We start from the raw sequence: 24,564 nt of genomic DNA on the forward strand, positions 1-24,564 counted from the left end.
GAAAAGGGCCCGCCGGATGGCATCGCGGCGAGCCCTCGAAGCGTCGCAGGCAGGACTCAGGTGGCGTCGGCGTGGCTGACCAGCCCCTTGACCAGAATCGCTGCGCTGGCGATGCCGGCCGGCAGCAGCAGGGCGCTGAGCACCTCCTCGAAGGTCCAGCCGAGACCGAGCAGGGTCGCGCCGATCCAGGCGCCGAGGATGGCGCCGAAGCGGCCGATGCCGAGCATCCAGGACACGCCGGTGGCGCGGCCCTGGGTCGGGTAGAAGCGCGCGGCCAGGGAGGGCATGGCCGACTGCGCACCGTTGACGCTCATCCCGGCGAGCAGTATCAGGGTCGCCAGCAGGGCGGCCTGGTCCAGGCTCTGGCCGACCGCCCAAGTGAACAGCCCGGCCATCAGGTAGAACAGGCCGATCACCTTGTGCGGGTTCATGCGGTCCATCGCCCAGCCGACCGCCACCGCGCTGAGCACGCCGCCGAACTGGAACAGCGCGCCGACGAAGGCGGCCCGCTCCATGCTCGCGCCGCTGTCGCGCAGCAGCGTCGGCAGCCAGCTGGTCAGCAGGTAGACGATCACCAGCCCCATGAAATAGGTGAGCCAGAGCAGCAGGGTGCCGGCGCGGAAGCTGCCGCCGAAGATCACCGCGAAGACGCTGCCGGCCTTTTCCGTGCGCTGCTCGGGGATGCTGAAGCCTCTGGCCAGTGCCGCCTCCTCGCCGATCGGCCGCAGCACCCGGCGGACGCGCTCGACGTCACCGCCGCGCGCCACCAGGTAGCGGGCCGACTCCGGCAGCCAGAACAGCAGCGCCAGCGCCAGGACCAGCGGCAGCACGCCGCCGACCACCAGCAGGCTGTGCCAGCCGTAGGCCGGGATCATCCAGGCGGAGACGAAGCCGCCACCGGCCATGCCCAGGTTGAAGCCGCAGAACATGCTGGTCACCAGCAGCGACTTGTGACGCACCGGGGTGTATTCCGACAGCAGCGTGGTGGCGTTGGGCATGGCCGCGCCGAGGCCCAGGCCGGTGAGAAAGCGCAGCACCACCAGCTCGCCGACATTGTTGCTGTAGGCCGAGGCCAGGCTGAACAGCAGCGCCGAGCCGATCAGCACGCCCTTGCGGCCGAAGCGGTCGGCCAGCGGACCGGAGCAGAGTGCGCCGAACACCATGCCGATCAGCGCGGCGCTCATCACCGGGCCGAGGCTGGCACGGTCGATGCCCCAGTCCTGGACCAGCGCCGGGGCGATGAAGCCCATGGCGGCGGTATCCAGGCCATCGAGGAAGACGATCAAAAAGCACAGCAGGACGACGCGCCACTGATAGAGACTCAGCGGCCGGGAATCGATGAAGGTTTGTACGTCGAGGATTTCCGGGGCGCGGCCGGGCCCGGCGGCCTCGCCTGGAAGCGCAAGGGGGGTGCTCATGGGAATCTCTCTTGTTGTTGTCGGGATAGAGCGCACCCAAAGCTACGACCGTCCCGAACGGTAGAACAAGCCGATAATCGCCTTAGTGTTCGATAGCCGAACGACACTTCCTGCAACGCCCTTGCGTTGCCGCCGCCTAGCCCTGTCGCGACCGGTCGAGGTCGCCAGCTCCGGGACGGGTACCACACGCGATAACGGCACCGATTCTCTCGAAGCGACCAGCACTGCTTGCATCAACCGGGCGTTCTGCCGGTCGGCGTTTTTTCTGGCGGCACCAGTGGGAATCGAACGGGTCTGCCCCGGGAGGCGGGACGAAATCGCTCCCCACCGAACGGCGGGGAGCTGACGGGGGCGTTATACCGTTGCTGCGCCCTTGAGGATCCCATACAGCTGATCCTTCAGGCCCAGCTTCTCCTTCTTCAGGTTTTCGATTTCCACCGGCGTGCCCGGCTCGATGTGCGCCTCCATGTTCTTGATGCGCTGGTCCAGCTCGTTGTGCGCGTTGAACAGGCGTGCGAAATGCGCATCTTCGGTCTTCAGGCGGGAGATCAGATCGCGGTACTCGGGAAACATGGAAACTCCTGGATTCACAACTGTTGGGATACCACGGCAAGTGCGCGGACTATCCGTCGGAGCACGGCCAGACGCGCTGCCCGGCCCGGACGCTGCAGTACCGGCGAGACCCTGGATGCAGGTCTCGGTTACATCCTGACACCCGGAATCGCGGCCGCCCTTGACCGGCGTCAGGCCGCCTGGAGGATGCGGGAGCGCACCTAGACAACGAACGAACGCCGGCCCCGTTCGTGCCCGACCGCTTATGCTGATGACAGGCCCTCCGACAGGAACTCCATCATGGCCCGGTTCATCGTCATCGAATCCCTGGACGGCGTAGGCAAGACGACCCTGGTCCGCAACCTGGCCGCCGCACTCGGCGGAATCGCCATGAGCATGCCCGGACCGGCGGTGAAGCCGCTGCGCGAGCAGATCCACGCCATGCTGGGCGACACCGGGATCGCCCACGCCCTGTTCTACCTCGCCATCGCCGCCGCCGAGGGCGCCAGGGCGCGGGCCGCGGCGGACGCCGGCCAGACCGTGGTGATGGACCGCTTCCTGGCCTCCACCCTCGCCTACGCAAAGGCCCGCGGCGTCGAAGCCGACTTCGACGCCCTGCTCCCGGCCCTGCCGCGCCCGGACGTCTCGGTGCTGCTCACCCTGGACGAGGACGAACGCATCCGCCGCCTGGGCACCCGCGGGGAAATGAGCGTCGCCGACATCCAGAGCCTGGACCCGGTGTTCCGCGGCGTGGTCATGACTGAGCTCAGGGCGCGCTGCGATCTGCAGGTGGATGTGACGGGGGCGGATGAGGACGAGGCGGTGCGGCGGGTGATTGGGGCGGTTGGCTGCCTGTAGGGCTACCGCACAGTTGGTGACGCTGCTTGTCCTGTCGAACCTGGGGAAGTGCGAGAACCTCTGCTGGTGGTACGCCCGTAATAAGGGAAAACACCTCGTCACATGCTCTTCAGGGTGGAAAACAAACTTGTATTGACACACAAACCTGCACCTCCGCCCTTGGCGAGCAGAACAGGATCAAAAGTCAGGCCCACTTCAAATTGTCCTCAGCAACTAGACATTCACCCATATGAGGGAAAACCGGCACTTTGCTCATGATGATGGCGAATTCTACGTTCTCCCTCATGCCTACTTGATAACTGCGCGGAGGGCGTGACGGCATTCGATATCACCCTGCTGATTAGCAGGGTATGGCGGGCCTGGCATTTTCAATAATATCCGGCTTGATCTGGTGGCATTGATTAATGGCACCGTGATGCCAGCCATTAAGGAAATCCTGAAAAAGACTTCCCGATTCTGGTGAAATACACCCGCTCCCTTGTCCGAGTTTCCCGATGAAGCAACTGTCCTTCGCCGATGCCGAGTATGCCGGCAAGCGCAAGCAGACCCGCCGCGAGCGCTTCCTGCTCGAGATGGACCAGGTGGTGCCGTGGCAGGGGCTGATCGCCCTGATCGAGCCCTACTATCCCAAGGGCGAAGGCGGTCGGCCCGCCTACCCGCTGGCAGCCATGCTGCGCGTGCACCTGATGCAGAACTGGTTCGGCTACAGCGATCCGGCGATGGAGGAAGCGCTGTACGAAACCACTCTCCTGCGCCAGTTCGCCGGCCTGAGCCTGGAGCGCATCCCGGACGAAACGACCCTCCTCAACTTCCGTCGCCTGCTGGAGAAGCACGAACTGGCCGGGGGAATACTGGAGGTGATCAACGGCTATCTGGGCGAGCGCGGACTGTCGCTGCGCCAGGGCACCATTGTCGACGCCACCCTGATCCATGCGCCGAGCTCGACGAAGAACAAGGACGGCAAGCGCGACCCGGAAATGCACTCGACGAAGAAGGGCAACCAGTACTACTTCGGCGCAAAAGCTCACATTGGTGCCGACGCTGAGTCGGGTCTGGTGCACAGCGTGGTGGTCACGGCAGCCAACGTGGCAGATGTCACCCAAGTCGACCAACTGCTGCATGGCGAGGAAAACGTAGTGAGTGCCGATGCGGGCTATACCGGCGTAGAGAAGCGCCCCGAGCATGAAGGTCGGCAGGTCATCTGGCAGGTCGCGGCCCGGCGCAGTACCTACAAGAAGCATGGCAAGCGTAGCGCCTTATACAAAGCGATCCGCAAGATCGAGAAGGCCAAGGCCCAGGTACGAGCCAAGGTCGAACATCCGTTCCGCGTGATCAAGCGCCAGTTTGGCTACACCAAGGTGCGCTTCCGGGGATTGGCCAAAAACACGTCACAGTTGGTGACGCTGTTCGCCTTGTCGAATCTGTGGATGGCGCGCCGATATTTACTGGCGAATGCAGGAGAGGTGCGCCTGTAATGCGGGAAACGGTTGCTGCGACGTGCTCGCGGCAGCTAAAAAACGCAGAAACGAGCGGGTGATCTGATCGTTTTTGATCGATTCTCCGCTTTCAAAGTCGGCGGGGGGCTGAAGTCAGCCAGAAATACATGACTACTTCAGACCATCCTTAAAAAGATGCTGCATTCGTGCATTACATCTCGGAAATGATGCGGCTTTCAAAGTGTATTTGGGCAAAGGGGGACTTTCAAGGTTTCCCCGGGCTCGATATCAAGCCGACAGGCAACAGTCTTCCTTCAAGAACAAGCCAAGGGGTCGAAAGTGGTAGCCGAAGCACAAGCCGTAGTGGAAATAGTAAAGGATGGACTTGAGGCAGGCGACAAGGCGCTTGATCTGTATAACAAGATTCTCGACCAATTGATTCCGTGGAAGACTTTCGAGGAAACCGTAGACAATCTGACGAAATACGAGAAGGACTATTCGAACGCGGCCGGGGAAATTGTCGCCCAAGTCAAGACCTTGCTGCTGAATAGCCGCGATGAATACTTCAAGGCGACACAGTCGGTATTCGAGTGGTCTAGCGTGGCCTCCCAACTGCTCACAGCATATTTGCAGTTGTTCGAAAATTATAACGAGGAAAAGGCGAAGGCTCAGAAAAGCATCCTGCTCAAGGTGCTTAATGACGGCATTGACAAGATGACAGTAGCACAGGCCTCGCTCCATGCCAGCTCCAAGAGCTTCAACGATGCCTCTGGTCATATCTCATCCCTGCGCACCCAGCTGAACAACGATTTCGTGGAAGGAAGCAATTACTATTAATCCGGCAATACGAAAGCACAAATAAGGCTCATACCAGTATCGGCATATATCCTTGATTTTCAAGGAGAAACCAAAATACAGAAAGTGCCCTATTGTATTGCCGGATTAATACGACATGCAGGTCGATAAGCTCCGCAACCAAGCTTATGGTGGCGCAGCTGTAGGCCTGGTGCTTGGTCCGTTCGGCCTCCTCATAAGCTACAGCATCGCCGCTAGCGTCCTGGAAGGAAAGCTGATTCCCGAGTTGAAAAAGAAGTTCGAGGAGGTGAAAGAGCATTTCAGGACAAACGAGGGTATTGTCTCGAAAGCCTCCGATGACATTGATGGTGCAAAAACCAAACTTCAGGAAGAGATTGGCATCATCGGCGACATGAAGAGCCAGACGGAAACGACCAGTCTGTATGTCGAATATGACGACCTCATGCTTAATCTGTTGAAAGAGTCCGCAGGGAAGTTGATCGACCAGTGCTCGATGTACATCGAGCGGCATGGTGCAAGGGGCTTCGCGCTTAAGGATGGTCTGAAGTAGTCATGTATTTCTGGCTGACTTCAGCCCCCCGCCGACTTTGAAAGCGGAGAATCGATCAAAAACGATCAGATCACCCGCTCGTTTCTGCGTTTTTTAGCTGCCGCGAGCACGTCGCAGCAACCGTTTCCCGCATTACAGGCGCACCTCTCCTGCATTCGCCAGTAAATATCGGCGCGCCATCCACAGATTCGACAAGGCGAACAGCGTCACCAACTGTGACGTGTTTTTGGCCAATCCCCGGAAGCGCACCTTGGTGTAGCCAAACTGGCGCTTGATCACGCGGAACGGATGTTCGACCTTGGCTCGTACCTGGGCCTTGGCCTTCTCGATCTTGCGGATCGCTTTGTATAAGGCGCTACGCTTGCCATGCTTCTTGTAGGTACTGCGCCGGGCCGCGACCTGCCAGATGACCTGCCGACCTTCATGCTCGGGGCGCTTCTCTACGCCGGTATAGCCCGCATCGGCACTCACTACGTTTTCCTCGCCATGCAGCAGTTGGTCGACTTGGGTGACATCTGCCACGTTGGCTGCCGTGACCACCACGCTGTGCACCAGACCCGACTCAGCGTCGGCACCAATGTGAGCTTTTGCGCCGAAGTAGTACTGGTTGCCCTTCTTCGTCGAGTGCATTTCCGGGTCGCGCTTGCCGTCCTTGTTCTTCGTCGAGCTCGGCGCATGGATCAGGGTGGCGTCGACAATGGTGCCCTGGCGCAGCGACAGTCCGCGCTCGCCCAGATAGCCGTTGATCACCTCCAGTATTCCCCCGGCCAGTTCGTGCTTCTCCAGCAGGCGACGGAAGTTGAGGAGGGTCGTTTCGTCCGGGATGCGCTCCAGGCTCAGGCCGGCGAACTGGCGCAGGAGAGTGGTTTCGTACAGCGCTTCCTCCATCGCCGGATCGCTGTAGCCGAACCAGTTCTGCATCAGGTGCACGCGCAGCATGGCTGCCAGCGGGTAGGCGGGCCGACCGCCTTCGCCCTTGGGATAGTAGGGCTCGATCAGGGCGATCAGCCCCTGCCACGGCACCACCTGGTCCATCTCGAGCAGGAAGCGCTCGCGGCGGGTCTGCTTGCGCTTGCCGGCATACTCGGCATCGGCGAAGGACAGTTGCTTCATCGGGAAACTCGGACAAGGGAGCGGGTGTATTTCACCAGAATCGGGAAGTCTTTTTCAGGATTTCCTTAAGGATGGTCTGAAGTAGTCATGTATTTCTGGCTGACTTCAGCCCCCCGCCGACTTTGAAAGCGGAGAATCGATCAAAAACGATCAGATCACCCGCTCGTTTCTGCGTTTTTTAGCTGCCGCAAGCACGTCGCAGCAACCGTTTCCCGCATTACAGGCGCACCTCTCCTGCATTCGCCAGTAAATATCGGCGCGCCATCCACAGATTCGACAAGGCGAACAGCGTCACCAACTGTGACGTGTTTTTGGCCAATCCCCGGAAGCGCACCTTGGTGTAGCCAAACTGGCGCTTGATCACGCGGAACGGATGTTCGACCTTGGCTCGTACCTGGGCCTTGGCCTTCTCGATCTTGCGGATCGCTTTGTATAAGGCGCTACGCTTGCCATGCTTCTTGTAGGTACTGCGCCGGGCCGCGACCTGCCAGATGACCTGCCGACCTTCATGCTCGGGGCGCTTCTCTACGCCGGTATAGCCCGCATCGGCACTCACTACGTTTTCCTCGCCATGCAGCAGTTGGTCGACTTGGGTGACATCTGCCACGTTGGCTGCCGTGACCACCACGCTGTGCACCAGACCCGACTCAGCGTCGGCACCAATGTGAGCTTTTGCGCCGAAGTAGTACTGGTTGCCCTTCTTCGTCGAGTGCATTTCCGGGTCGCGCTTGCCGTCCTTGTTCTTCGTCGAGCTCGGCGCATGGATCAGGGTGGCGTCGACAATGGTGCTCTGGCGCAGCGACAGTCCGCGCTCGCCCAGATAGCCGTTGATCACCTCCAGTATTCCCCCGGCCAGTTCGTGCTTCTCCAGCAGGCGACGGAAGTTGAGGAGGGTCGTTTCGTCCGGGATGCGCTCCAGGCTCAGGCCGGCGAACTGGCGCAGGAGAGTGGTTTCGTACAGCGCTTCCTCCATCGCCGGATCGCTGTAGCCGAACCAGTTCTGCATCAGGTGCACGCGCAGCATGGCTGCCAGCGGGTAGGCGGGCCGACCGCCTTCGCCCTTGGGATAGTAGGGCTCGATCAGGGCGATCAGCCCCTGCCACGGCACCACCTGGTCCATCTCGAGCAGGAAGCGCTCGCGGCGGGTCTGCTTGCGCTTGCCGGCATACTCGGCATCGGCGAAGGACAGTTGCTTCATCGGGAAACTCGGACAAGGGAGCGGGTGTATTTCACCAGAATCGGGAAGTCTTTTTCAGGATTTCCTTAAACACGTGGCCTGATCGGGCTCAAGGAAACTCCGGACAAGTCGGCACCGATCCGGCAATGCCCCGCTTGATCCGTTTCCGCCCGGGCAAACCCAGGGGTGTATCCAGAAACCAGGGCTTTGCCCTGGTTTCTGCGGGCATCATCCCGGCCGTAGCCGGGCTGAAAGCAGATTCGACCGGCGATTGGCTGAGAACGGCTTGCCTGTTCGGAGTCTCCCAAGGTGTTGCACTCAGATCTTGCCGCCGCCGTCTTTGAGTGAGCCCCATGGATCAACTGTCATTCAGCGCTGGACGGGCAGGTTCACGCCTGAACGCTGACTCAACCACAAGCTCATCAGTCCTGCCCGTCCCCGTACACCAAACTTCCGGAATATGCTGGTGACATATGAGTGAGTGGTGGAAACGGCCAGCCCCAGACGCTCGGCGATTTGTTTTTCCGTGGCCTCGGTCAAGAGCAGCTGCAGTACTTTACGCTCGTATGGCGCCAAAGGAACGGAGGCCAGCTGCAAACCGCGGTTCAACATCTGCCCGAGCCTCAACTCAGTAATATCGCGAGCAACCCCGACACGCAGTCGCTCCGTCTCCAGCCATCGTGCGGACCACATCACATGGACTTCGCGGCCGCCTTTATGGAGGTAGCGATTCTCAAAACCGACCCGCTGCCCACCAGTCATGACCCGACTGGCCTCTTTCAGGGTCCTGTCGCGCTCCGTCGGCACGACAAAATCGATGATGAAATTATCGACCATCTCCTCTGGCCTATAGCCAAAAACACCCTCGCAAGCGGCACTGGCATAGGTTATGCGACCACCAGTGCTTACCATGAACACTACGTCTGGCAACATATCTGCAATATTGGCAATTTCTTCCCGATTGCTTTTAATTATAGCCATTGAACATACCATTTACCTTGTCAAATACAACAAACTCGAATAGAACAAAGAGAACTGCCAAGAATTCGGTCAGGTAAATTATCTCCTCCCGAGCCTCAGGATAATCAATTGGAATTTGATGTAGCTTGTGCGAATACTGTCAAATTACTGTTCGGCAAATGACCGCACATTATGTAGCTGGAAAACCGGCCATTTTTCAATTCTGATCGAATCTGCTCGCACCGGCCTGGAACCAATCACGGCCATTTCGCTGAAACATCCCTCGTTTACTAATTTTATCGAAAGTATTGTCATATTGAGGGATAATACTCCGATGAAATGCAAACGAAACTCCGACGGTCGAGCAATCGACCACCATTCCCTTCAGGTCATGCGTCAGCAGGCGATCAAGGCCGTTCGCGAAGGGCAGACCGTCCAAAGCGTGGCGGCCGCTTTCGGCGTCAATATCCGCAGCGTCTTTCGCTGGCTGTCCGACTTCGCCAATGGCGGACAGAACGCCCTGCTCGCCAAGCCGGTTCCCGGACGTCCCCCCAGGATCAGTGCCGAGGAAATGCGCTGGCTGGCACAGGCCGTTCGGGACCACTCGCCGCTGCAATACCGTTTCGAGTTCGGCCTGTGGACCTTGTCGCTGATCGCCGAATTGATCCGCCGCCAGTTCGGCAAGACGCTGTCGCTGTCCGCCGTGAGCCGGATCATGAAGCTGCTCGGCTTCACCGCGCAGAAACCCTTGCATCGCGCCTGGCAGCAGGATGCGGCGCTGGTGCGCCAGTGGGAAAACGAGACCTGGCCGGCGATTCGGGCCGAGGCCCGTGCAGCGGGGGCAAGGATCTACTTCGCGGACGAGTCGGGCCTGCGCTCCGACTACCATGCCGGCACGACCTGGGCACCGCAGGGGGAAACGCCGGTGGTCGAGGTGACCGGCCGACGCTTCTCGGTGAACATGCTGTCGGCGGTCGGGACGCGCGGCGAGTTCCGCTTCATGCTGCACGACGGGACGGTGACGGCCAGCGTGTTCCGCGAGTTTCTCAAGCGCCTGCTGATCGGTGCCGAGCAGCCGGTCTTCGTGATCGTCGATGGCCATCCGGTGCACAAGGCCCGGCTGGTCAGGGCGTTCGTCGAAGAACAGGCGGGGCGCCTGAAACTCTTCTATCTGCCGCCGTACTCGCCGCAGTTGAACCCGGACGAGCAGGTCTGGGGGCACGTCAAGCGCAGTGTGTCCAGGCGTCTTGTGCAGAACCGGGAAGAGATGAAGAGGTTGGCACTGGGTGCGCTGCGTAGAATCCAGAAGTTGCCGGAGTTGGTGAAGTCGTTTTTTCGCCACCCGGACTGCCGATATGCAGCAGCATGACATTACTTTAAAAAAGGCTAGTAACTCGAGCCCTACCCCACTCCTCCCCGATACCTCCGCGCCGCACTCCTCGGCCTTCTCGCCGCCGCATAGAACCGCCGCTTCACCGCCTCCGAGGCCGCCGCATAGAGCAGGGTGATCAGCACGATGGTCGCCAGCAGCGCGGGCGGCAGGGGGACGAGGTCGAACCAGGTGCCGGCCGGGGTGTAGGGCAAAAGCACGGTGAGCAGCATCACCGCCAGGGTGCTGGCCAGCAGCAGGCGGCCGGGGCGGCTGCGGTAGAAGGGTTTGTAGGTGCGTACCACGAAGATGATCGCCAGTTCGGTGAGCAGCGACTCGACGAACCAGCCGCTGCGGAACAGCTCGGGCCGCTCGCCGACGAAGTGGAACAGCACGCCGAAGGTCAGCAGGTCGAAGGCCGAGCTGACCAGGCCGAACACCAGCATGAAGTTGCGCACCTCGCGGAGGTCCCAGTGGTGCGGGGTGCGCTCCCATTCGCGGTCGACGTTGTCGCCGGCGATGCCCATGGCCGGGATGTCGGAGAGGAAGTTGTTGAGCAGGATCTGCTTGGCCAACAGCGGCAGGAAGGGCAAAAACAGCGAGGCCAGGGCCATGCTGATCATGTTGCCGAAGTTGGCGCTGGTGGTGATGAAAATGTACTTGAGGGTGTTGGCGAAGGTGTGGCGGCCCTCGTCGATGCCCTGGCGCAGCAGGTCCAGGTCGTGGCGCAGGAGGACGAAGTCGGCCGCCTCCCTGGCCACGTCCACCGCCTGGTCCACCGAGACGCCGACGTCCGCCGCGTGCAGCGCCGGCGCGTCGTTGATGCCGTCGCCGAGAAAGCCGACCACGTGGCCGGTCTTCTGCAGGGCGAGGATGATCCGCTCCTTCTGGTTGGGGTCGACCTCGGCGAACAGCGCCACCTGCGGCGCCAGGTTGAGCAGCGCCTCGTCCTTCATCTGCAGCAGCTCGCCGCCGGTGATCACCCGCTCGGCCGAAATGCCGACCGCCTCGGCGACGTGGCGGGTGACCAGGCGGTTGTCGCCGCTGATGATCTTCACCGCCACGCCGAGCCAGCCGAGTGCCTGCAGGGTGTCGCGCACGCCGGGCTCGGGCGGGTCGAAGAACAGCAGGAAGCCGGCGAAGGCCAGTTCGCGCTCGTCGCTCTCGGCGTAGCGCGCCTGGCGCGCCAGCCGCCGGCTGGCCAGGCCGAGCACCCGGTAGCCCTGGGCGCTCCACTGCGCGTAGCGCTCGCGGATGTCGGCCAGCGTCGCCTCGTCCAGCGGCGCCGCCGCCTCGCCCTCGCCGATCCGCGTGCAGCGCTCCAGCACCTTGTCCAGCGCGCCCTTGACGATCATCAGCGCCTCCCTGTCGGCGCTCTCGACGACCAGCGCGAGGCGCTTGCGCACGAAGTCGTAGGGGATCTCGTCGAGCTTGCGAAAGGCGCCGAGATCCAGGCCCTGCTCCTGCGCCGTGGCGACCAGCGCGGCGTCCAGGGAATTGGCCAGCCCGGTCTGCAGGCTGGCGTTGAGGCAGGCGAGCAGCAGGCAGCGGTCCGAGGGCGTGCCGTCGGGGGCCAGCGCGCCGTCGAGCTGCACCACCCCGCGGGTCAGGGTGCCGGTCTTGTCGGTGCACAGCACGTCCATGGCGCCGAGGTTCTCGATGGCGTTCAGATGGCGCACGATCACCCCGCGCCGGGCCATGCGCTGTGCGCCCTGGGCCAGGGTGATGCCGAGGATCGCCGGCAGCAGCTCGGGGGACAGGCCGACCGCCAGGGCGATGGCGAACAGCAGGGTGTCCACCGTGGGCCGCCCGAGCAGGATGTTCGCCGCCAGCACGCCGACTACCATCAGCAGCATCACCTTGAGCAGCAGCGCGCCGAAGTGGCGCAGGCCGCGCTCGAACTCGGTTTCCGGCGGGCGCAGGCTCAGGCTGCGGGCGATCTGCCCGTACTCGCTGTCGGCACCGGTGCGCACTGCCAGCAGGGTCGCCGTGCCGCTGCGCAGCGAGCTGCCCATGAACAGGCAGTTGCTCCGCTCGACGAGGCTGGCCAGGGGCTCGGCGAGGCCCGGCTGCTTCTCCACCGGGAAGGTCTCGCCGGTCAAAAGACCCTGACTGGCGAAGCAGTCGCGGGCTTCCAGCACCAGCCCGTCGGCGGGAATCAGGCTGCCGGCGGACAGCTCGATCACGTCGCCCGGCACCACCTCGCCGGCCGGGATCTCGACCGGCACGCCGTCGCGGCGCACCCGGGCGGTGATCGCCACGCGCCGGCGCAGCTGCTCCAGGGCGCTGGAGGCGCGGTATTCCTGCCAGGTGCCGAGCAGCGCGCCGACCAGCACGATGGCCAGCACGATGCCCGCGTCCAGCCAGTCGTGGACCACCAGCGAGACCACGCTGGCGAAGATCAGGATCAGCACCAGCGGGCTGCGCAGCTGTTCGAGGAAGATTCGCGGCAGGCCCCGGGAGCGGTCCTGCTCTGGCGTCCTGCCGGCGCCTTGACGGGTGGCTGCGGCGGCGCCGGAGAGACCCTCGGGGCGGCTGTCCAGGGCAGCGAAGGCCTGCGCCGGCGTCCAGCTCCACCAGGGCTCGCCGGGTTCCGCCGGGTTCCGCCGGGCGCTTGCCCTGCGGCGCGCGCAACGCGCGACGGAGGTTCAGCCAGCGCGAAAAACCGCTGCCGAGAACACCGGCGGACGAATCCATGTCGTCGGAAGTGCTCATGCTTCCCCCGTACCGGCGAAAGCCGGCATGCCCCTACAGCGTAGCCAGCACGGCAGTCGCCCGGTACGAGGCGCGCGGTCGCGTTCCCCGGCCACACGGGACGGCCTGCGGCGAGCCTTTTTCGCGCTCGGCCACCGGCGGCCGACCGGCGCGATCCGCACGGCTGCCGACCCGAACGTGCCAATATCTGTTTTTATCTTGATGAATCGTTTTACCTGAAAAGAACTCCGGTGAAAAACCTTAAAATTGCAGGTGTCTTGTCAAACGAGAATCCCCCTATTAAGGTAGCGATACCCCGACAGGGGGCCCCTTGCCGGCCCAGCCCCGGCAGACGACAAGAACAACAAGACGGCGACGACGCGCCCGGGCCTGCGGCCCACCAAGACAGCGTTGTCTCCAGAACAAGGTGTCCCATGGTTGCAGTCATCCAGGTGCCCGCGCCCGCAGGCGATATCCCAGCCCCTTGCTCCCTGAATCCTCTTCGCCCCCATGCCGGCGAAGGCGGCGACGCGCCTTCCGGTGCTTTCATTCGCCGTGCCCGGCCGCCTCGTTCGGGCGACCTCCGGCCCCAATGCCGGCGGCCCTGAAGGCAGCCACGCACTACGCCAAGAAACACGCCCTACCTACCAACAATCCCAAGAACAGGAAGCTTGTATGTTTCGTCGAAAGTTCCTAGCCACCACACTTGCGACTGCTGTCGCCCTGTCCCTGTCCTCCCTCTATGGCAGCGCCTACGCCGCCGATGCCACGACCGTCCAGAGCGACGAGAACTGGGCCCGCAACTCGGTGATCTACCAGATCTATCCGCGCTCCTTCGCCGATGGCGACGGCAACGGCATCGGCGACATGTCGGGCGTCATCTCGCGGCTGCCCTACCTGGACAAGCTGGGCGTGGACGCGCTCTGGCTGTCGCCCTTCTACAAATCGCCCCAGGCCGACGCCGGCTACGATGTGGCCGACTACCGGGTGGTCGATCCGATGTTCGGCAGCACCGAGGAGTTCGAGCGCCTGCTGAAGGAGGCCCATGCCCGCGGCATGAAGGTGATCGTCGACCTGGTGCCCAACCACACCTCCGACGAGCACGCCTGGTTCCAGGCTGCGCTGAAGTCCAAGCCCGGCAGCCCCGAGCGTGCCCGCTACATCTTCCGCGACGGCCGGGGCGAGAACGGCGAGCTGCCGCCCAACAACTGGCCGAGCGTGTTCGGCAAGGCCGCCTGGGACCGGGTGCCGGGCGAGAAGCAGTGGTACCTGCACCTGTTCGACAGCAAGCAGCCCGACCTGAACTGGGACAATCCGGAGGTGCGCGCCGAGTTCGAGAAGGTGCTGCGCTTCTGGCTGGACCGCGGCGTGGACGGCTTCCGCGTCGACGTGGCGCATGGCCTGATCAAGGAGAAGGGCTTGGCCGATCTGCCGATCGAGGAAGGCCGGGAGAACGCCGGCGCGCTGGTCGGCCCCATGTGGGATCAGGACGGTGTGCACGAGATCTACCGCTCCTGGCGCAAGGTTCTCGACCAGTACCCCGGCAAGCGCATCATGGTGGCCGAGGCCTGGGTCAGCCCGCGCGAGCGGCTGACCCACTACATCCGCTCCGACGAGATGGACCAGGCGTTCAATTTCGAATACCTGATGACCAAGTGGGAGGCAGGTGCCTTCAAGGACATCATCAACAGCTCGATGGCCCTGACCGCTACGGTGGGCGCACCGACCACCTGGGTGACCTCCAACCACGACACCGTGCGCGCCCCTTCGCGCTACGGCCTGAAGGAACTGGGCGCCCATGCCCTGCCCGGCAACGGCATCGGCCCCAATACCCCGCAGCCGGACGAGGCGCTGGGCCTGCGCCGGGCCCGTGCCCTGGCCATGCTGACCCTGGCCCTGCCCGGTTCGACCTACATCTACCAGGGCGAGGAACTGGGCCTGCCCGAGCACACCACCATGGAAGGCAAGTACCGTCAGGACCCCATGTTCCTGCGCACCAAGGGCGAGGAAGTCGGCCGCGACGGCTGCCGCGTGCCGCTGCCCTGGAAGGCGGACGCCCCGTCCTTCGGCTTCGGCCCGGGCGACAAGACCTGGCTGCCGCAGCCGGCCTCCTATGCGCGCTATGCCGTGGACCGCCAGGAAGGCGCCGCCGATTCCACACTGAACCTGTATCGCAGGATCCTGGAGCTGCGCCATGACCACAAGCTGGGCGACGGCAAGCTGCAGTGGGTCGACGCCGGCAAGGACGTGCTGGCCTTCGACAATGGCGACCTGCGCGTGCTGATCAACATGGGAACACAGGCCGCAGCGCTGCCGGAAGGCAGCCAGGTGCTGCTGTCCAGCGAAGCGCTGTCGGAGGCGGGCAAGCTGCCGGGTAATACTGCGGTCTGGCTGAAACGGACGTAATCGCAATCCGGGGCAGCTTCGCGGCTGCCCCACAACAAGAAAAGAAGGGTCATCATGAACAAGCTTTCCTGCCTCATCGGCCTCGCCGCTATCGTCGGCACCACCTCTGCCCTGGCCCGGGACTATGTCCTGCTCGATACCGACAAGCCGGCGCAGAACTGGAAGATCGACAGCCAGCAGCTGGGCATCAAGACCGACAAGCCGTTCTCGGTCAGCCTGCGCACCCTGCACGGCGGACTCCAGGAGGGCGTCAGCCTGATCGACATCGATACCGGCGCCATGACCATCACCGTGGTGCCGACCCGCGGCATGAACGTGCTGCGCGCAGTGGCCGGCGACGTCCGCATGGGCTGGGACTCGCCGGTCAAGGATGTGGTCAACCCGGCATTCATCGAGCAGAACGGCCGCGGCGGCCTCGGCTGGCTCGAGGGCTTCAACGAGCTGGTCACCCGCTGCGGCTACGAGTGGGTCGGCCACCCTGGCATGGACAACGGCGAGCTGCTCACCCTGCACGGCCGGGCGGCGAACATTCCGGCCACCCGGGTGGTGCTGAGCATCGACGAGCAGCCGCCGTACGCCATCCGCCTCAGGGGCGAGCTGAAGGAGCAGGCGTTCAAGAAGGTCGACTTCAGCGTCGCCACCGAGCTGAGCACCACGCCGGGCGCCACGGGCTTCGTCATCGACGACACCCTGACCAACAACGGCGACTATCCCAAGGAATACCAGGCGCTCTACCACAACAACTTCGGCACCCCGCTGCTCGAGCAGGGCGCGCGCCTCGTCGCCCCGGTCAAGCAGGTCTCGCCGTTCAACGCCAAGGCCCGCGGCGACCTCGCCGACTGGCAGACCTACCGCGGCCCGACCAAGGACTACGACGAGACCGTCTACAACCTGGTGCCCTACGGCGACGCCAAGGGCGACACCCTGGCCGTGCTGCACAACCGGGCCGGCGACCGCGGCGTGCGGGTCGACTACAACGTCCAGCAGCTGCCGGTATTCTCCCTGTGGAAGAACACCGACACTGCCGGGCAAGGCTACGTCACCGGCCTCGAGCCGGGCACCAGCTTCTCCTACAACCGCCGCTTCCAGCGCCCGCTCGGCCTGGTGCCGAGCATCGGCCCGAAGGAGCAGCGCCGGTTCCGGGTCGGCTTCGCCCTGCTCGCCGACAAGGCCGCGGTGGACCAGGCCGTGCAGCGGGTCAACGAGGTCCAGGCCGGCCGGCCGACCGAGGTGCGCGAAGCACCGCTGGTCGATCTGACCAAGGAGCCGTGAGGCCCTGCCGCAGGAGCGGCTTCGTCGGCGATCGGCGGTAGCCCCCAGGGCATCGCCGACGAATGTGCGCCTAACGGGGCGGGACCTCCAAAGATCGGCGCTGCTGCCTGCCCCTCTCCCCCGGAAGAGGGTTGGGGAGAGGGGCGAAGGCGGCCCTCAATCCGCCTGGCTGGTCCTCATCTGCTCGAGCATGGGTCTGCAGCGGTTCGGCTGCTCGGCGCTGGGTGCGATGAGCGCGAGCAGGCCGGCCACCGGAGCGACGGTGGCGCCGAGCACCACCATGCCGGCACCGCGCGCGATCAGGCCTTCGGAATGCACGCCCGGGTCCGGGTCCTTGAGGGTGCCGCGCACGTACAGCGGCGAGCGCAGCGAGATGATCCGCACGCCCTTGGACTTGGGCACGATGTCGAGGTCCATCTTCTCGCTCTTGAAGTCGACCGAGCCGTCGACGTTGACCACCGCGTTCTCCGTGTCGAAGACGAACAGCCGCGGGGTCGCCAGGCCGTTCTTGAAGCCGATATCCGCCGCTGCGCAGTTGATCGCCACCTCCTCGTCGCCGAACAGGCGCTCGACGATGTAGCTGCCGACGTTCAGCCCGGCGAGCTCCATCAGCGCGCGACTGATGGTGCCATCGTTGACCAAAAGCTTCAGCTCGCCGTCGGCCGAACCGAGCAGGGCCGCCACCGAGTTGCCGGTGCCGCTCAGGCGGGCGTCGCCGTTCAGCTCGCCGAGGCTGTCGCGCATGGTCTCGACGGTGGGGAACAGGCGCTTGAGCTCGAGACCGCGGATGCTCATCCGCACCCGGCCGTCCAGGGGCGTCTGCCGGCCGTCGAGGGCGACCGTGGTGTCCAGGCGTCCGCCGGCAACGCCCAGGCGCAGCGGGTCGAGGCGCAATCTGCCGTTCTCGAGCTGCACGTGGGTGGACAGGTCGGTGATCGGCAGCGCCTTGCGCCGGACGATGCGCTTGCCCTCGAAGCGCACGTCGGCGTCCATGTCGCGCCAGCGCTCGGTGCGGAACTCCTCCACCGGCAGGGCCTTGTTCGGCGGCTGCTTGGACTCCTCGTCCTCGGTGTCGGCGCCGATCAGCGGGCCGAGGTCGCGGAACAGCAGCTGCTTGGAGGTCAGCTCGCCGGACAGTTTGGGCCGTGGTTTGCTCGCCACGTAGGCGAGGTTGCCGTGAATGTCGCTGTCGCCGATCTTGCCGCTGAAATCGCGGTAGCGGTATTCGGCGCTTTCCGGGTCGCGCAGGTCGGCGGTCAGCCGTCCCCCGGTGGAATAGGCGGCGGTGTCCGGCAGGGTCACGCCGATCAAGGGATGGAGGTTGGCCAGGCTGTCGCCCGACAGGCGCAGACGCAGGTCCAGGGCGCTGAGCTTGCGCGGCGAGACCAGGGTGCCCTCGGCGCGGAAGCGGGTTTTCCCGGCGCGCAGGTCGACCTGCACGGGAAACGGCAGCCCGGCGTCCTGCAGGGCTAGCAGCCCGCCGACCTTGCCTTCGCCGGAGAGCGGCTGGCCCTGGTAGCGGCCTTGCGCCGTCCAGGCGAAGGCGTAGTCCTGGGGCCGGGCGCCCTCGCCGATGGCGCGCTCGGCCTGGGCCTCGCCGACGATCTGCTCGAAGGGAATCGGCGCGCCGAGGGGCGCGACCTCCGCCTCTAGATCGGCCTTGAGCACCTGGTCGTCCACCCGCAGCCGGGCGCGGTCGAACTGGACGGTGCCGATGTCCAGGGTCCAGGGCGAGGGTTCCTTGTCCTCGGCCTTGTCGTCCTGGTCGAAGGTCCAGTTGGCGCGGCCGTCGGCCAGCCGCTCCAGGTTGGCGTCCGGCCCGGTCAGCACGATGTGCGGGATGCGCACGGTCTTGCCCAGCAGGGCCAGCGGCGACAGGTTCAGCTCGACCCGCTCGAGGGTGACGAAATGCTCGCTGTCGGCCCACTCCGGATTGCCCAGGCGCAGCGCCTCGGCGCTGATGTGCGGCCAGGGCACCCAGGCCTGCCAGCCGGACTCCTGCGCCGGGCGCCGCCAGCTCACCGCCAGGTCGCCCTCGATGGCGAAGGGGCGGTTCAGGGCCTCGGAAACCTGCGCGTTGATCCGCGGTTTGAGCCGGTTCCAGTCGAAGGTCGCGACGAGCACGACCAGGGCGGCGATCAAGACCGCCAGACCGCCCAGTACCCAGGCGAGGATCTTTCCGCTACGTGCCATGCCGTTCTCCGGCTGCCCGGGCCTGCGGCGCGGGCAACGTTTTTTTGTATCGACTGGCGGAAGGCGGCGATGACTCCTCCCGCAGTGATGAATGGTCTTCGGCCCGCACCATCGCTCGTCCGTGGAGTCGTAATCGGTAGCCCCGGCCGGGGTGCTGGCGGGCAGGGAGGCTTCGCCCTTCCGAGGCAACGCCAGTACGGCCACAGCCCACACGAGGAAATCCGCACATGTCCATCCTGACGCTCCAAGACGGCACCACCCTCTTCTACAAGGACTGGGGATCGGGCCAGCCGATCGTCTTCTCCCACGGCTGGCCGCTCTGCGCCGATGCCTGGGATGCCCAGATGCTGTTTCTCGGCCAGCGCGGCTACCGGGTGATCGCCCACGACCGCCGCGGCCACGGCCGTTCGGAACAGACCTGGGACGGCAACACCATGGACCAGTACGCCGACGACCTGGCCGAGCTGCTGGAAGCGCTGGACCTGCACGACGCCGTGCTGGTCGGCCACTCCACCGGCGGCGGCGAGGTGGCCCGCTACATCGGCCGCCACGGCACGGCGCGGGTCGCCAAGGTGGTGCTGCTGGGCGCGGTGCCGCCCCTGATGCTGAAGACCGCCGACAATCCCGACGGGGTGCCGAAGGAGGTGTTCGACGGCATCCGCCAGGGCGTCCTGGAGAACCGCGCGCAGTTCCTCAAGGATCTGCCGACCACCTTCTACGGCTTCAACCGCCCGGGGGCGAAGGCGTCCGAAGGCCTGCGCGACGCCTTCTGGCTGCAGGGCATGAGCGCCGGGATCAAGCCGGTCCACGACTGCATCGCGCAGTTCTCCGAAACCGACTTCACCGAGGACCTGAAGAAGATCGACGTGCCGACTTTGATCGTGCACGGCGACGACGACCAGATCGTGCCGATCGAGGCCTCGGCCAGGCGCGCCGCGCAGCTGGTGCCGAACGCCGTGCTGAGCGTCTACCCGGGCGGCTCGCACGGCCTGGCGCAGATCGAGGTCGAGCGCTTCAACCACGACCTGCTGCGCTTCGTCATCGAGGGCTGAGGGGGGCCCGGACAAGACAATGCCCGCTTTCGCGGGCATTGACAGAAGCGGGGGCTGGGCGGCGTCGTGGTGTATGGACCGATGTGCAGGGGATGTGTCCGGTCCGTTGCGCCGCCCCTAAACTCAGGCCCGATCGATACCGCGCTTGATCGAGTCCTTGACCTCGCCTTTCACCTGCTGGCCCTTGCCCCGGGACTCCTGAGCGCGGCCTTCGTTTTCCAGGGCCGGATTGTCGGTGGCGCCACCGACCCCCTTCTTGATCTTGCCGGCGGCTTCGTTGGCATTGCCTTTGATCTTGTCGGAAGTGCTGCCCATTTTGTCGTCTCCTTATTTCAATGAGTGACACCTGAATGGACCGGCACGGCGAAGCGATAGTTTGGTGAAGCCGGACGAACGGTAGAGGCGTGGCGCCGGGAAAGGCGGGACGGCAGTTGCGCGTCTATCCCCCCTCTCCCCGGCCGGGAGAGGGAGCTGCAAGCCGTCATGTCCGAAGAAGCCGGGCAATGGCCAGGTAGGTGATGAGATCTAAAGGCCTCGCGCGGTACGTGGCTGTTCATCCTGATCTTTCACCAGGCACTCGCGCATCCGCGCCTGCAGCCAGGCCTTCTCCTGCTCGGCGCTGCGCGCCAGCACGCGCTGCTGGTACAGCGCCAGGCGCCGCTTGCGCTCCACGGCCGAGAGCCCGTCCCAGCCGGCGAACAGCCCGGCATCGTCCTCCAGGCTCTCCTGCGGGGGAGCAGGGGTACGCAGCCAGCGCCCCAGACAGACCCCGAGCATGAACAAGGCAACACAGGTGAAAAAAACGAAAAGTACGATACCCAGTATCATCAGCCGCCCTCCCTGGCAGTGCGATTCGTAACAGCTTATTACATATTTTTGCTGTGACCGTCCGCCCCTGCAAAAGTGCTCCGCCGCTCGGCGCCTGCCGTCATTGCGCCGCGAACAGGACGCCGCCCCAGGCGACCAGCAGGCTGACGGTGACGGCGATGGTCAGCGGCTTGCGCAGCTGCCGATACCAGGCCGGCGCCAGCCCCAGGCGAATCGCCTGCAGGTCGGCCAGATACAGCAGGACGAAGGCCAGCAGCAGCAGCGGAATAGCCACGGCCACCGACAGCCGGAACGACACCGCCAGCCAGCCGACCAGCGGCGGAATGACCGACAGCCCCAGCTGGGCCAGCGCCCGCCTGTCGCCCCGGTCGGCGCCAGCGCACATGGCCAGCCCCCAGTGGATGGCGCCCATGAAGGAAAGGATCACCGCCGCGTAGTTCAGCAGCGCAGTCAGCACCAGCGGCTTCCAGTTCGCAGGAACGAGCCACAGGGCCAGCGCGCCGACGACGAAGGGGAGTAGCCCGGCGAACCCCAGCAGGCGGCTCAGATACGGGGGATGGGCATTGTGGTTCAGGGGCATCGGTATCCCTCGTCCTCAAGCATGGCACGCCAGCCGGTCATGGCCTGCCGCCATGGAGCCGGCCCCGTCTCCCGCCGCCCATTCGCCGCTCCCCGCAGGCCCGCGTGGGACCGGGCCGATGGATAGGGGGACGACGGCCTCGCTAGAATCGTCGCCCCTCCCCGATCGACTGATGGAACCACGTCGATGAACAACTCGGCTGCAAAGAAGATAGCGTCCCTGCTTTCCGGCATCGTACTGGCCGTTGCCGGCGTCCATTTCACCGATATAGGCCCCCCCGAGACCTTCGGCGCAGCGAAGAAGATCGCCCAGGACATCCATGCCGACGAGCCGCTGACCTTCTATTGCGGCTGCCGCTACCAGGGCAATCGCGTCGACCTCGCCAGTTGCGGCTACCGCCCGCGCAAGAATCCGCAGCGCGCCAGCCGGCTGGAGTGGGAGCACGTGGTGCCCGCCTGGGTCATCGGCCATCAGCGCCAGTGCTGGAAGAAGGGCGGACGCGACCACTGCACCGCCAACGATCCGGTCTTCGCGCGGGCCGAGGCTGACCTGCACAACCTGGTGCCGGCGATCGGCGAGGTCAACGGCGACCGCAGCAACTTCGCCTTCGGCATGCTGGACAAGGCGACCGGCCAGTACGGCCAGTGCCGGATGGTCGTCGACTTCCAGGCACGCAAGGCCATGCCGCGCGAGGAGGTGCGCGGCGCCGTGGCGCGCATCTACCTGTACATGCACGACCGTTACAGGCTGCGCCTGTCCCGGCAGGACCGCCAGTTGTACGAGGCCTGGAACCGCCAGTACCCGGTCACCGCCCAGGAGCGCCGGCGCAACCAGGAAGTCGCCTGCCAGATGGGCTGGGGCAACCCCTACGTCGGCGAGGTCGAATTGTGGCGGTGCGGCGTCGACGGGCTCATGACCGGCCTGCTCGGCACCGTCCGGCGCATCGTGCCGGACGGTCTGGGCGATGCCCTCGGCGCCCTGCTGAAGCGCTGAGCGGAACGCCCTGCGCCGGGCCGCCCGCCCGGAAATCCCCGGTCTCAACGCGGGTTGGGCTGATCGTCCAGCTCCGCCTGCCTGTCCGGGTCCATGTCGATCTGCTCGCGCTCCACCACCGTCTCGTCGTTGGGCTCCAGCGGGATCTCGCCTTCGTTGCCGGGCAGTTCGTCGATGCCCGGCTCCCTGTCCGGGTTCAGGTCGGTGCGCCCCGGACTCAGCGGGCCGGGCGATCCCGGATAGGGGGTGGTCTTGTCTCGATCGCTGTTCATAAGCACCTCCCGAGAGAGTCTCCATGGCTTAGAGGGTCGGCGGGACACGGGCGTTCGGGGGCCTTGCGACCGTCCGTCACGATGACGGAGCACAACATGCTCGGTGCCGGACAACCACCGATACATATAAAGTCCGAAGGGTTATTTCGAATGCCTTTTGCATATCGAGGCGAAGCGGCGGGCGAAGATTGGAAGACCTGATATCAGGCAGCTATTCTGCCAAATCAATGGAGCCGTCTTTATCGGCACGCAGCGGGATAGCCGGTAGAACCAGTGCCAGCGAAGAACGCATCACCCTGTGCGATATGGATCGCACCGGAAAAAAGGTGGAACTGCCTGCGCCAATGCGACTCCATAACAGTGAGTGTCGCTGATAAGGGTAAACGAAGCGAGGCACTCTACTTGTTGTTTGCCTAACTGATTGGAGGTCGTCATGACTGAAGATAAAGGTAACAAAGGTAAGATGAGTGTAAGCGAAGCGGGCCGCAAGGGCGGTGAGACAACTGCCGCCACCCATGACCGCGAGTTCTACCAGGAAATCGGCAGCAAGGGCGGCCAGCAGAGCGGAGGCAACTTCAGGAACGATCCGGAGCGCGCTTCCGAAGCCGGCAGCAAGGGCGGTCACAACAGCGGTGGAAATTTCGCGAACGACCGCGAAAAGGCCTCCGAGGCCGGCCGCAAAGGCGGCCAGCGCAGCCACGGCGGCGGCCGCAAGAGCTGACCCGGGCAGAGCGGAAGCTTCGGCTTCCGCTCATCCCCCATGGCCTGAGCAAGGCTGTTCCCGAGCATTCAAGGTTTCCATGACTCGAAGTATCGGAGGCAAGCCCCTGCCAGCGTCATGGCCCGTTCGAAGGGTAGCGGTCATCCGGGCAGTGGGACCGCATCCCAGCAAGAGGCGACGGCACCAGTCGCAAAACAGAAGATGCCGGAGCAGGAACATGGCGAATGTCATGAAGAGCCATGGTGACGCCAACCACGAGAGTAGTAATAGATGACCAGTCACATCATCCACTTCACGGGTCCGATAAACTCCTCGACGTGCGGGCAGCTTATCAACAAGTGCTCCCAGGCCATAAAGCAGGATGCCTCCGAGATCACCATAAAGATCGCCACCATGGGCGGAGAATGCAGTTACGGCTTTTCTCTTTATAACTTTCTGCTCTCTCTTCCCGTGCCGGTCAATACCCATAATCTCGGCACCGTCGAGTCCATGGGCAATATCATCTTTCTCGCCGGGCAACGACGCACCGCCTGTCAGCACAGCAAGTTCCTCTTTCACCCCTTCCACTGGACCATCCACGGCTCGGTCGACCACGCCAGGATGTCCGAATACGCTATGAGCCTGGACTTCGACCGGGTCCTCTATGCACGCATCGTCGCGGAACGCACCCTCGGCGCCATGGACCCTCTGGACGTTTCCCAGTACCTGACCGCCGACTCGAAGATCCTCACCCCCGACGAGGCCATCTCGGCCGGCCTCATCCATGCCATCGAAGACGCCGGCATGTCCGCCAACACGACCAGCTGGTGCATCCACTCCTGACACGGCGACGCGAAGCGACTCGCGGCGCCGTGGCGCACCCGCCTCAGGGTTTCAGCACGGGTTCTGCTCTTCCCGCTCCACGTGCTCCGGCTCCATTTCTCCCCGCTCCTCGTGCCTTATCACCGCTTCGTCGTAGGAGTTCGGCGGGATCTCGCCCTCGTCGACACTGGACTCGTCGTCGTCCGGGTTCAGCTCGGAGCGCCCCCGGCTCATGGGGTCACAGGGCCCCGGATACGATATTTCTCTGCCTCGCCCATGACTCATAACCACCTCCGCCGGCCCGGCTCGAATAGGGCCTTGATGAATTAGAGAGGCGGCGGGATCGAAGCGTTCGAGAGGGGCATGACCGTCCGTCCCGAGGCTGGACCCGGCGTCCTGCGCGGCCGGTCCGCCCGGGTGGCCTGCGTATTCGCACCACCCGCCGGCGGCACGCAAGCTTTGGCGAAACCCACGCAGGCGACTCTCCCATCGCCCCGCAAGAC

The 24,564-nt window shown here is 64.3% G+C and carries 22 protein-coding genes and 1 pseudogene; 11 read left to right on the plus strand and 12 right to left on the minus strand.

All coding sequences use genetic code 11. The features are described from left to right. Positions 1 to 56: 56 nt before the first annotated feature. Both pcaK and GCU53_RS11435 read right to left on the minus strand, forming a co-directional pair. Complete coding sequence (gene pcaK, locus GCU53_RS11430) at positions 57 to 1,418, minus strand: 4-hydroxybenzoate transporter PcaK (protein WP_152387728.1); 1,362 nt, start codon at positions 1,416 to 1,418, stop codon at positions 57 to 59. A 354-nt stretch (positions 1,419 to 1,772) separates the two neighbouring features. After that, positions 1,773 to 1,991 (minus strand): HP1242/YdcH family protein, encoded by a 219-nt coding sequence (locus GCU53_RS11435; protein ID WP_152387729.1) that lies wholly within the window; start codon positions 1,989 to 1,991, stop codon positions 1,773 to 1,775. A 279-nt stretch (positions 1,992 to 2,270) separates the two neighbouring features. On the opposite strand from GCU53_RS11435, the gene GCU53_RS11440 reads away from it, so the two are divergent. The 4 genes from GCU53_RS11440 (at position 2,271) to GCU53_RS26535 (ending at position 5,630) form a co-directional block, all read left to right on the plus strand. Next, a complete protein-coding gene (locus tag GCU53_RS11440) occupies positions 2,271 to 2,828 on the plus strand; it encodes an AAA family ATPase (RefSeq protein WP_152387730.1) in 558 nt (185 codons plus the stop codon). A 494-nt stretch (positions 2,829 to 3,322) separates the two neighbouring features. After that, on the plus strand, positions 3,323 to 4,303 hold the full coding sequence (locus GCU53_RS11445) for an IS5 family transposase (protein WP_152385958.1): 981 nt from the start codon (positions 3,323 to 3,325) through the stop codon (positions 4,301 to 4,303). 300 nt (positions 4,304 to 4,603) lie between these two features. After that, positions 4,604 to 5,101 (plus strand): hemolysin E, encoded by a 498-nt coding sequence (locus GCU53_RS26530; protein WP_208845481.1) that lies wholly within the window; start codon positions 4,604 to 4,606, stop codon positions 5,099 to 5,101. A 115-nt stretch (positions 5,102 to 5,216) separates the two neighbouring features. Next, a complete protein-coding gene (locus GCU53_RS26535) occupies positions 5,217 to 5,630 on the plus strand; it encodes a hemolysin E (RefSeq protein ID WP_152387731.1) in 414 nt (137 codons plus the stop codon). A 132-nt stretch (positions 5,631 to 5,762) separates the two neighbouring features. Here GCU53_RS26535 and GCU53_RS11460 read toward each other — a convergent pair whose 3' ends face one another. The 3 genes from GCU53_RS11460 to GCU53_RS11470 all read right to left on the minus strand — a co-directional run bounded on the left by GCU53_RS11460 (position 5,763) and on the right by GCU53_RS11470 (position 8,901). Beyond that, complete coding sequence (locus tag GCU53_RS11460) at positions 5,763 to 6,743, minus strand: IS5 family transposase (RefSeq protein WP_152385958.1); 981 nt, start codon at positions 6,741 to 6,743, stop codon at positions 5,763 to 5,765. A gap of 217 nt (positions 6,744 to 6,960) precedes the next feature. Then, positions 6,961 to 7,941, minus strand: coding sequence for an IS5 family transposase (locus tag GCU53_RS11465; protein ID WP_152386229.1), 981 nt, complete (start codon positions 7,939 to 7,941; stop codon positions 6,961 to 6,963). Between the two features lie 348 nt (positions 7,942 to 8,289). Continuing rightward, positions 8,290 to 8,901, minus strand: a complete 612-nt coding sequence (locus tag GCU53_RS11470; RefSeq protein ID WP_152387732.1) for a helix-turn-helix transcriptional regulator — start codon at positions 8,899 to 8,901, stop codon at positions 8,290 to 8,292. Positions 8,902 to 9,214: 313 nt separating this feature from the next. On the opposite strand from GCU53_RS11470, the gene GCU53_RS11475 reads away from it, so the two are divergent. After that, complete coding sequence (locus GCU53_RS11475) at positions 9,215 to 10,249, plus strand: IS630 family transposase (protein ID WP_152387733.1); 1,035 nt, start codon at positions 9,215 to 9,217, stop codon at positions 10,247 to 10,249. Positions 10,250 to 10,281: 32 nt separating this feature from the next. Here GCU53_RS11475 and mgtA read toward each other — a convergent pair. Continuing rightward, positions 10,282 to 12,870 (minus strand): annotated as a pseudogene (gene mgtA / locus GCU53_RS11480) (magnesium-translocating P-type ATPase); the annotation flags it as partial. 748 nt (positions 12,871 to 13,618) lie between these two features. Here mgtA and GCU53_RS11485 point away from each other — a divergent pair. Continuing rightward, positions 13,619 to 15,349, plus strand: coding sequence for a glycoside hydrolase family 13 protein (locus tag GCU53_RS11485; protein ID WP_152387735.1), 1,731 nt, complete (start codon positions 13,619 to 13,621; stop codon positions 15,347 to 15,349). Positions 15,350 to 15,403: 54 nt separating this feature from the next. After that, positions 15,404 to 16,621, plus strand: coding sequence for an aldose 1-epimerase family protein (locus tag GCU53_RS11490; RefSeq protein WP_152387736.1), 1,218 nt, complete (start codon positions 15,404 to 15,406; stop codon positions 16,619 to 16,621). 156 nt (positions 16,622 to 16,777) lie between these two features. Here GCU53_RS11490 and GCU53_RS11495 read toward each other — a convergent pair whose 3' ends face one another. After that, positions 16,778 to 18,814, minus strand: coding sequence for an AsmA family protein (locus tag GCU53_RS11495; RefSeq protein ID WP_152387737.1), 2,037 nt, complete (start codon positions 18,812 to 18,814; stop codon positions 16,778 to 16,780). Positions 18,815 to 19,041: 227 nt separating this feature from the next. On the opposite strand from GCU53_RS11495, the gene GCU53_RS11500 reads away from it, so the two are divergent. After that, on the plus strand, positions 19,042 to 19,866 hold the full coding sequence (locus GCU53_RS11500; RefSeq protein WP_152387738.1) for an alpha/beta fold hydrolase: 825 nt from the start codon (positions 19,042 to 19,044) through the stop codon (positions 19,864 to 19,866). Between the two features lie 123 nt (positions 19,867 to 19,989). Here the strand turns inward: GCU53_RS11500 and GCU53_RS11505 are convergent, their stop codons facing one another. From GCU53_RS11505 to GCU53_RS11515, 3 genes are all read right to left on the minus strand, one after another. Then, the gene (locus GCU53_RS11505; RefSeq protein ID WP_152387739.1) at positions 19,990 to 20,181 is read right to left on the minus strand and encodes a CsbD family protein; all 192 of its coding nucleotides are present in this window, start codon (positions 20,179 to 20,181) and stop codon (positions 19,990 to 19,992) included. 210 nt (positions 20,182 to 20,391) lie between these two features. Further along, the gene (locus GCU53_RS11510) at positions 20,392 to 20,643 is read right to left on the minus strand and encodes a hypothetical protein (RefSeq protein WP_152389868.1); all 252 of its coding nucleotides are present in this window, start codon (positions 20,641 to 20,643) and stop codon (positions 20,392 to 20,394) included. Positions 20,644 to 20,794: 151 nt separating this feature from the next. Continuing rightward, positions 20,795 to 21,274 carry a DUF3429 domain-containing protein gene (locus GCU53_RS11515; protein ID WP_152387740.1) on the minus strand — a complete coding sequence of 160 codons (480 nt, stop codon included), beginning with the start codon at positions 21,272 to 21,274 and terminating at the stop codon, positions 20,795 to 20,797. 186 nt (positions 21,275 to 21,460) lie between these two features. On the opposite strand from GCU53_RS11515, the gene GCU53_RS11520 reads away from it, so the two are divergent. After that, positions 21,461 to 22,267 (plus strand): endonuclease, encoded by an 807-nt coding sequence (locus tag GCU53_RS11520; RefSeq protein ID WP_152387741.1) that lies wholly within the window; start codon positions 21,461 to 21,463, stop codon positions 22,265 to 22,267. A gap of 44 nt (positions 22,268 to 22,311) precedes the next feature. Here GCU53_RS11520 and GCU53_RS11525 read toward each other — a convergent pair whose 3' ends face one another. Next, positions 22,312 to 22,539 (minus strand): hypothetical protein, encoded by a 228-nt coding sequence (locus GCU53_RS11525; RefSeq protein ID WP_152387742.1) that lies wholly within the window; start codon positions 22,537 to 22,539, stop codon positions 22,312 to 22,314. Between the two features lie 433 nt (positions 22,540 to 22,972). Here GCU53_RS11525 and GCU53_RS11530 point away from each other — a divergent pair, with 433 nt between their 5' ends. After that, positions 22,973 to 23,260: a con-10 family general stress protein gene (locus tag GCU53_RS11530; RefSeq protein ID WP_152387743.1), complete on the plus strand. Its 288-nt coding sequence runs from the start codon at positions 22,973 to 22,975 to the stop codon at positions 23,258 to 23,260. A gap of 270 nt (positions 23,261 to 23,530) precedes the next feature. Then, a complete protein-coding gene (locus GCU53_RS11535; RefSeq protein ID WP_152387744.1) occupies positions 23,531 to 24,082 on the plus strand; it encodes an ATP-dependent Clp protease proteolytic subunit in 552 nt (183 codons plus the stop codon). Positions 24,083 to 24,133: 51 nt separating this feature from the next. On the opposite strand, the gene GCU53_RS11540 is transcribed toward GCU53_RS11535, so the two are convergent. Continuing rightward, a complete protein-coding gene (locus GCU53_RS11540; RefSeq protein ID WP_244306731.1) occupies positions 24,134 to 24,295 on the minus strand; it encodes a hypothetical protein in 162 nt (53 codons plus the stop codon). Positions 24,296 to 24,564 lie beyond the last annotated feature (269 nt).

The sequence above is a fragment of the Azotobacter salinestris genome (assembly GCF_009363155.1).
In the GTDB taxonomy this organism is placed as follows: Bacteria; Pseudomonadota; Gammaproteobacteria; order Pseudomonadales; family Pseudomonadaceae; genus Azotobacter; species Azotobacter salinestris.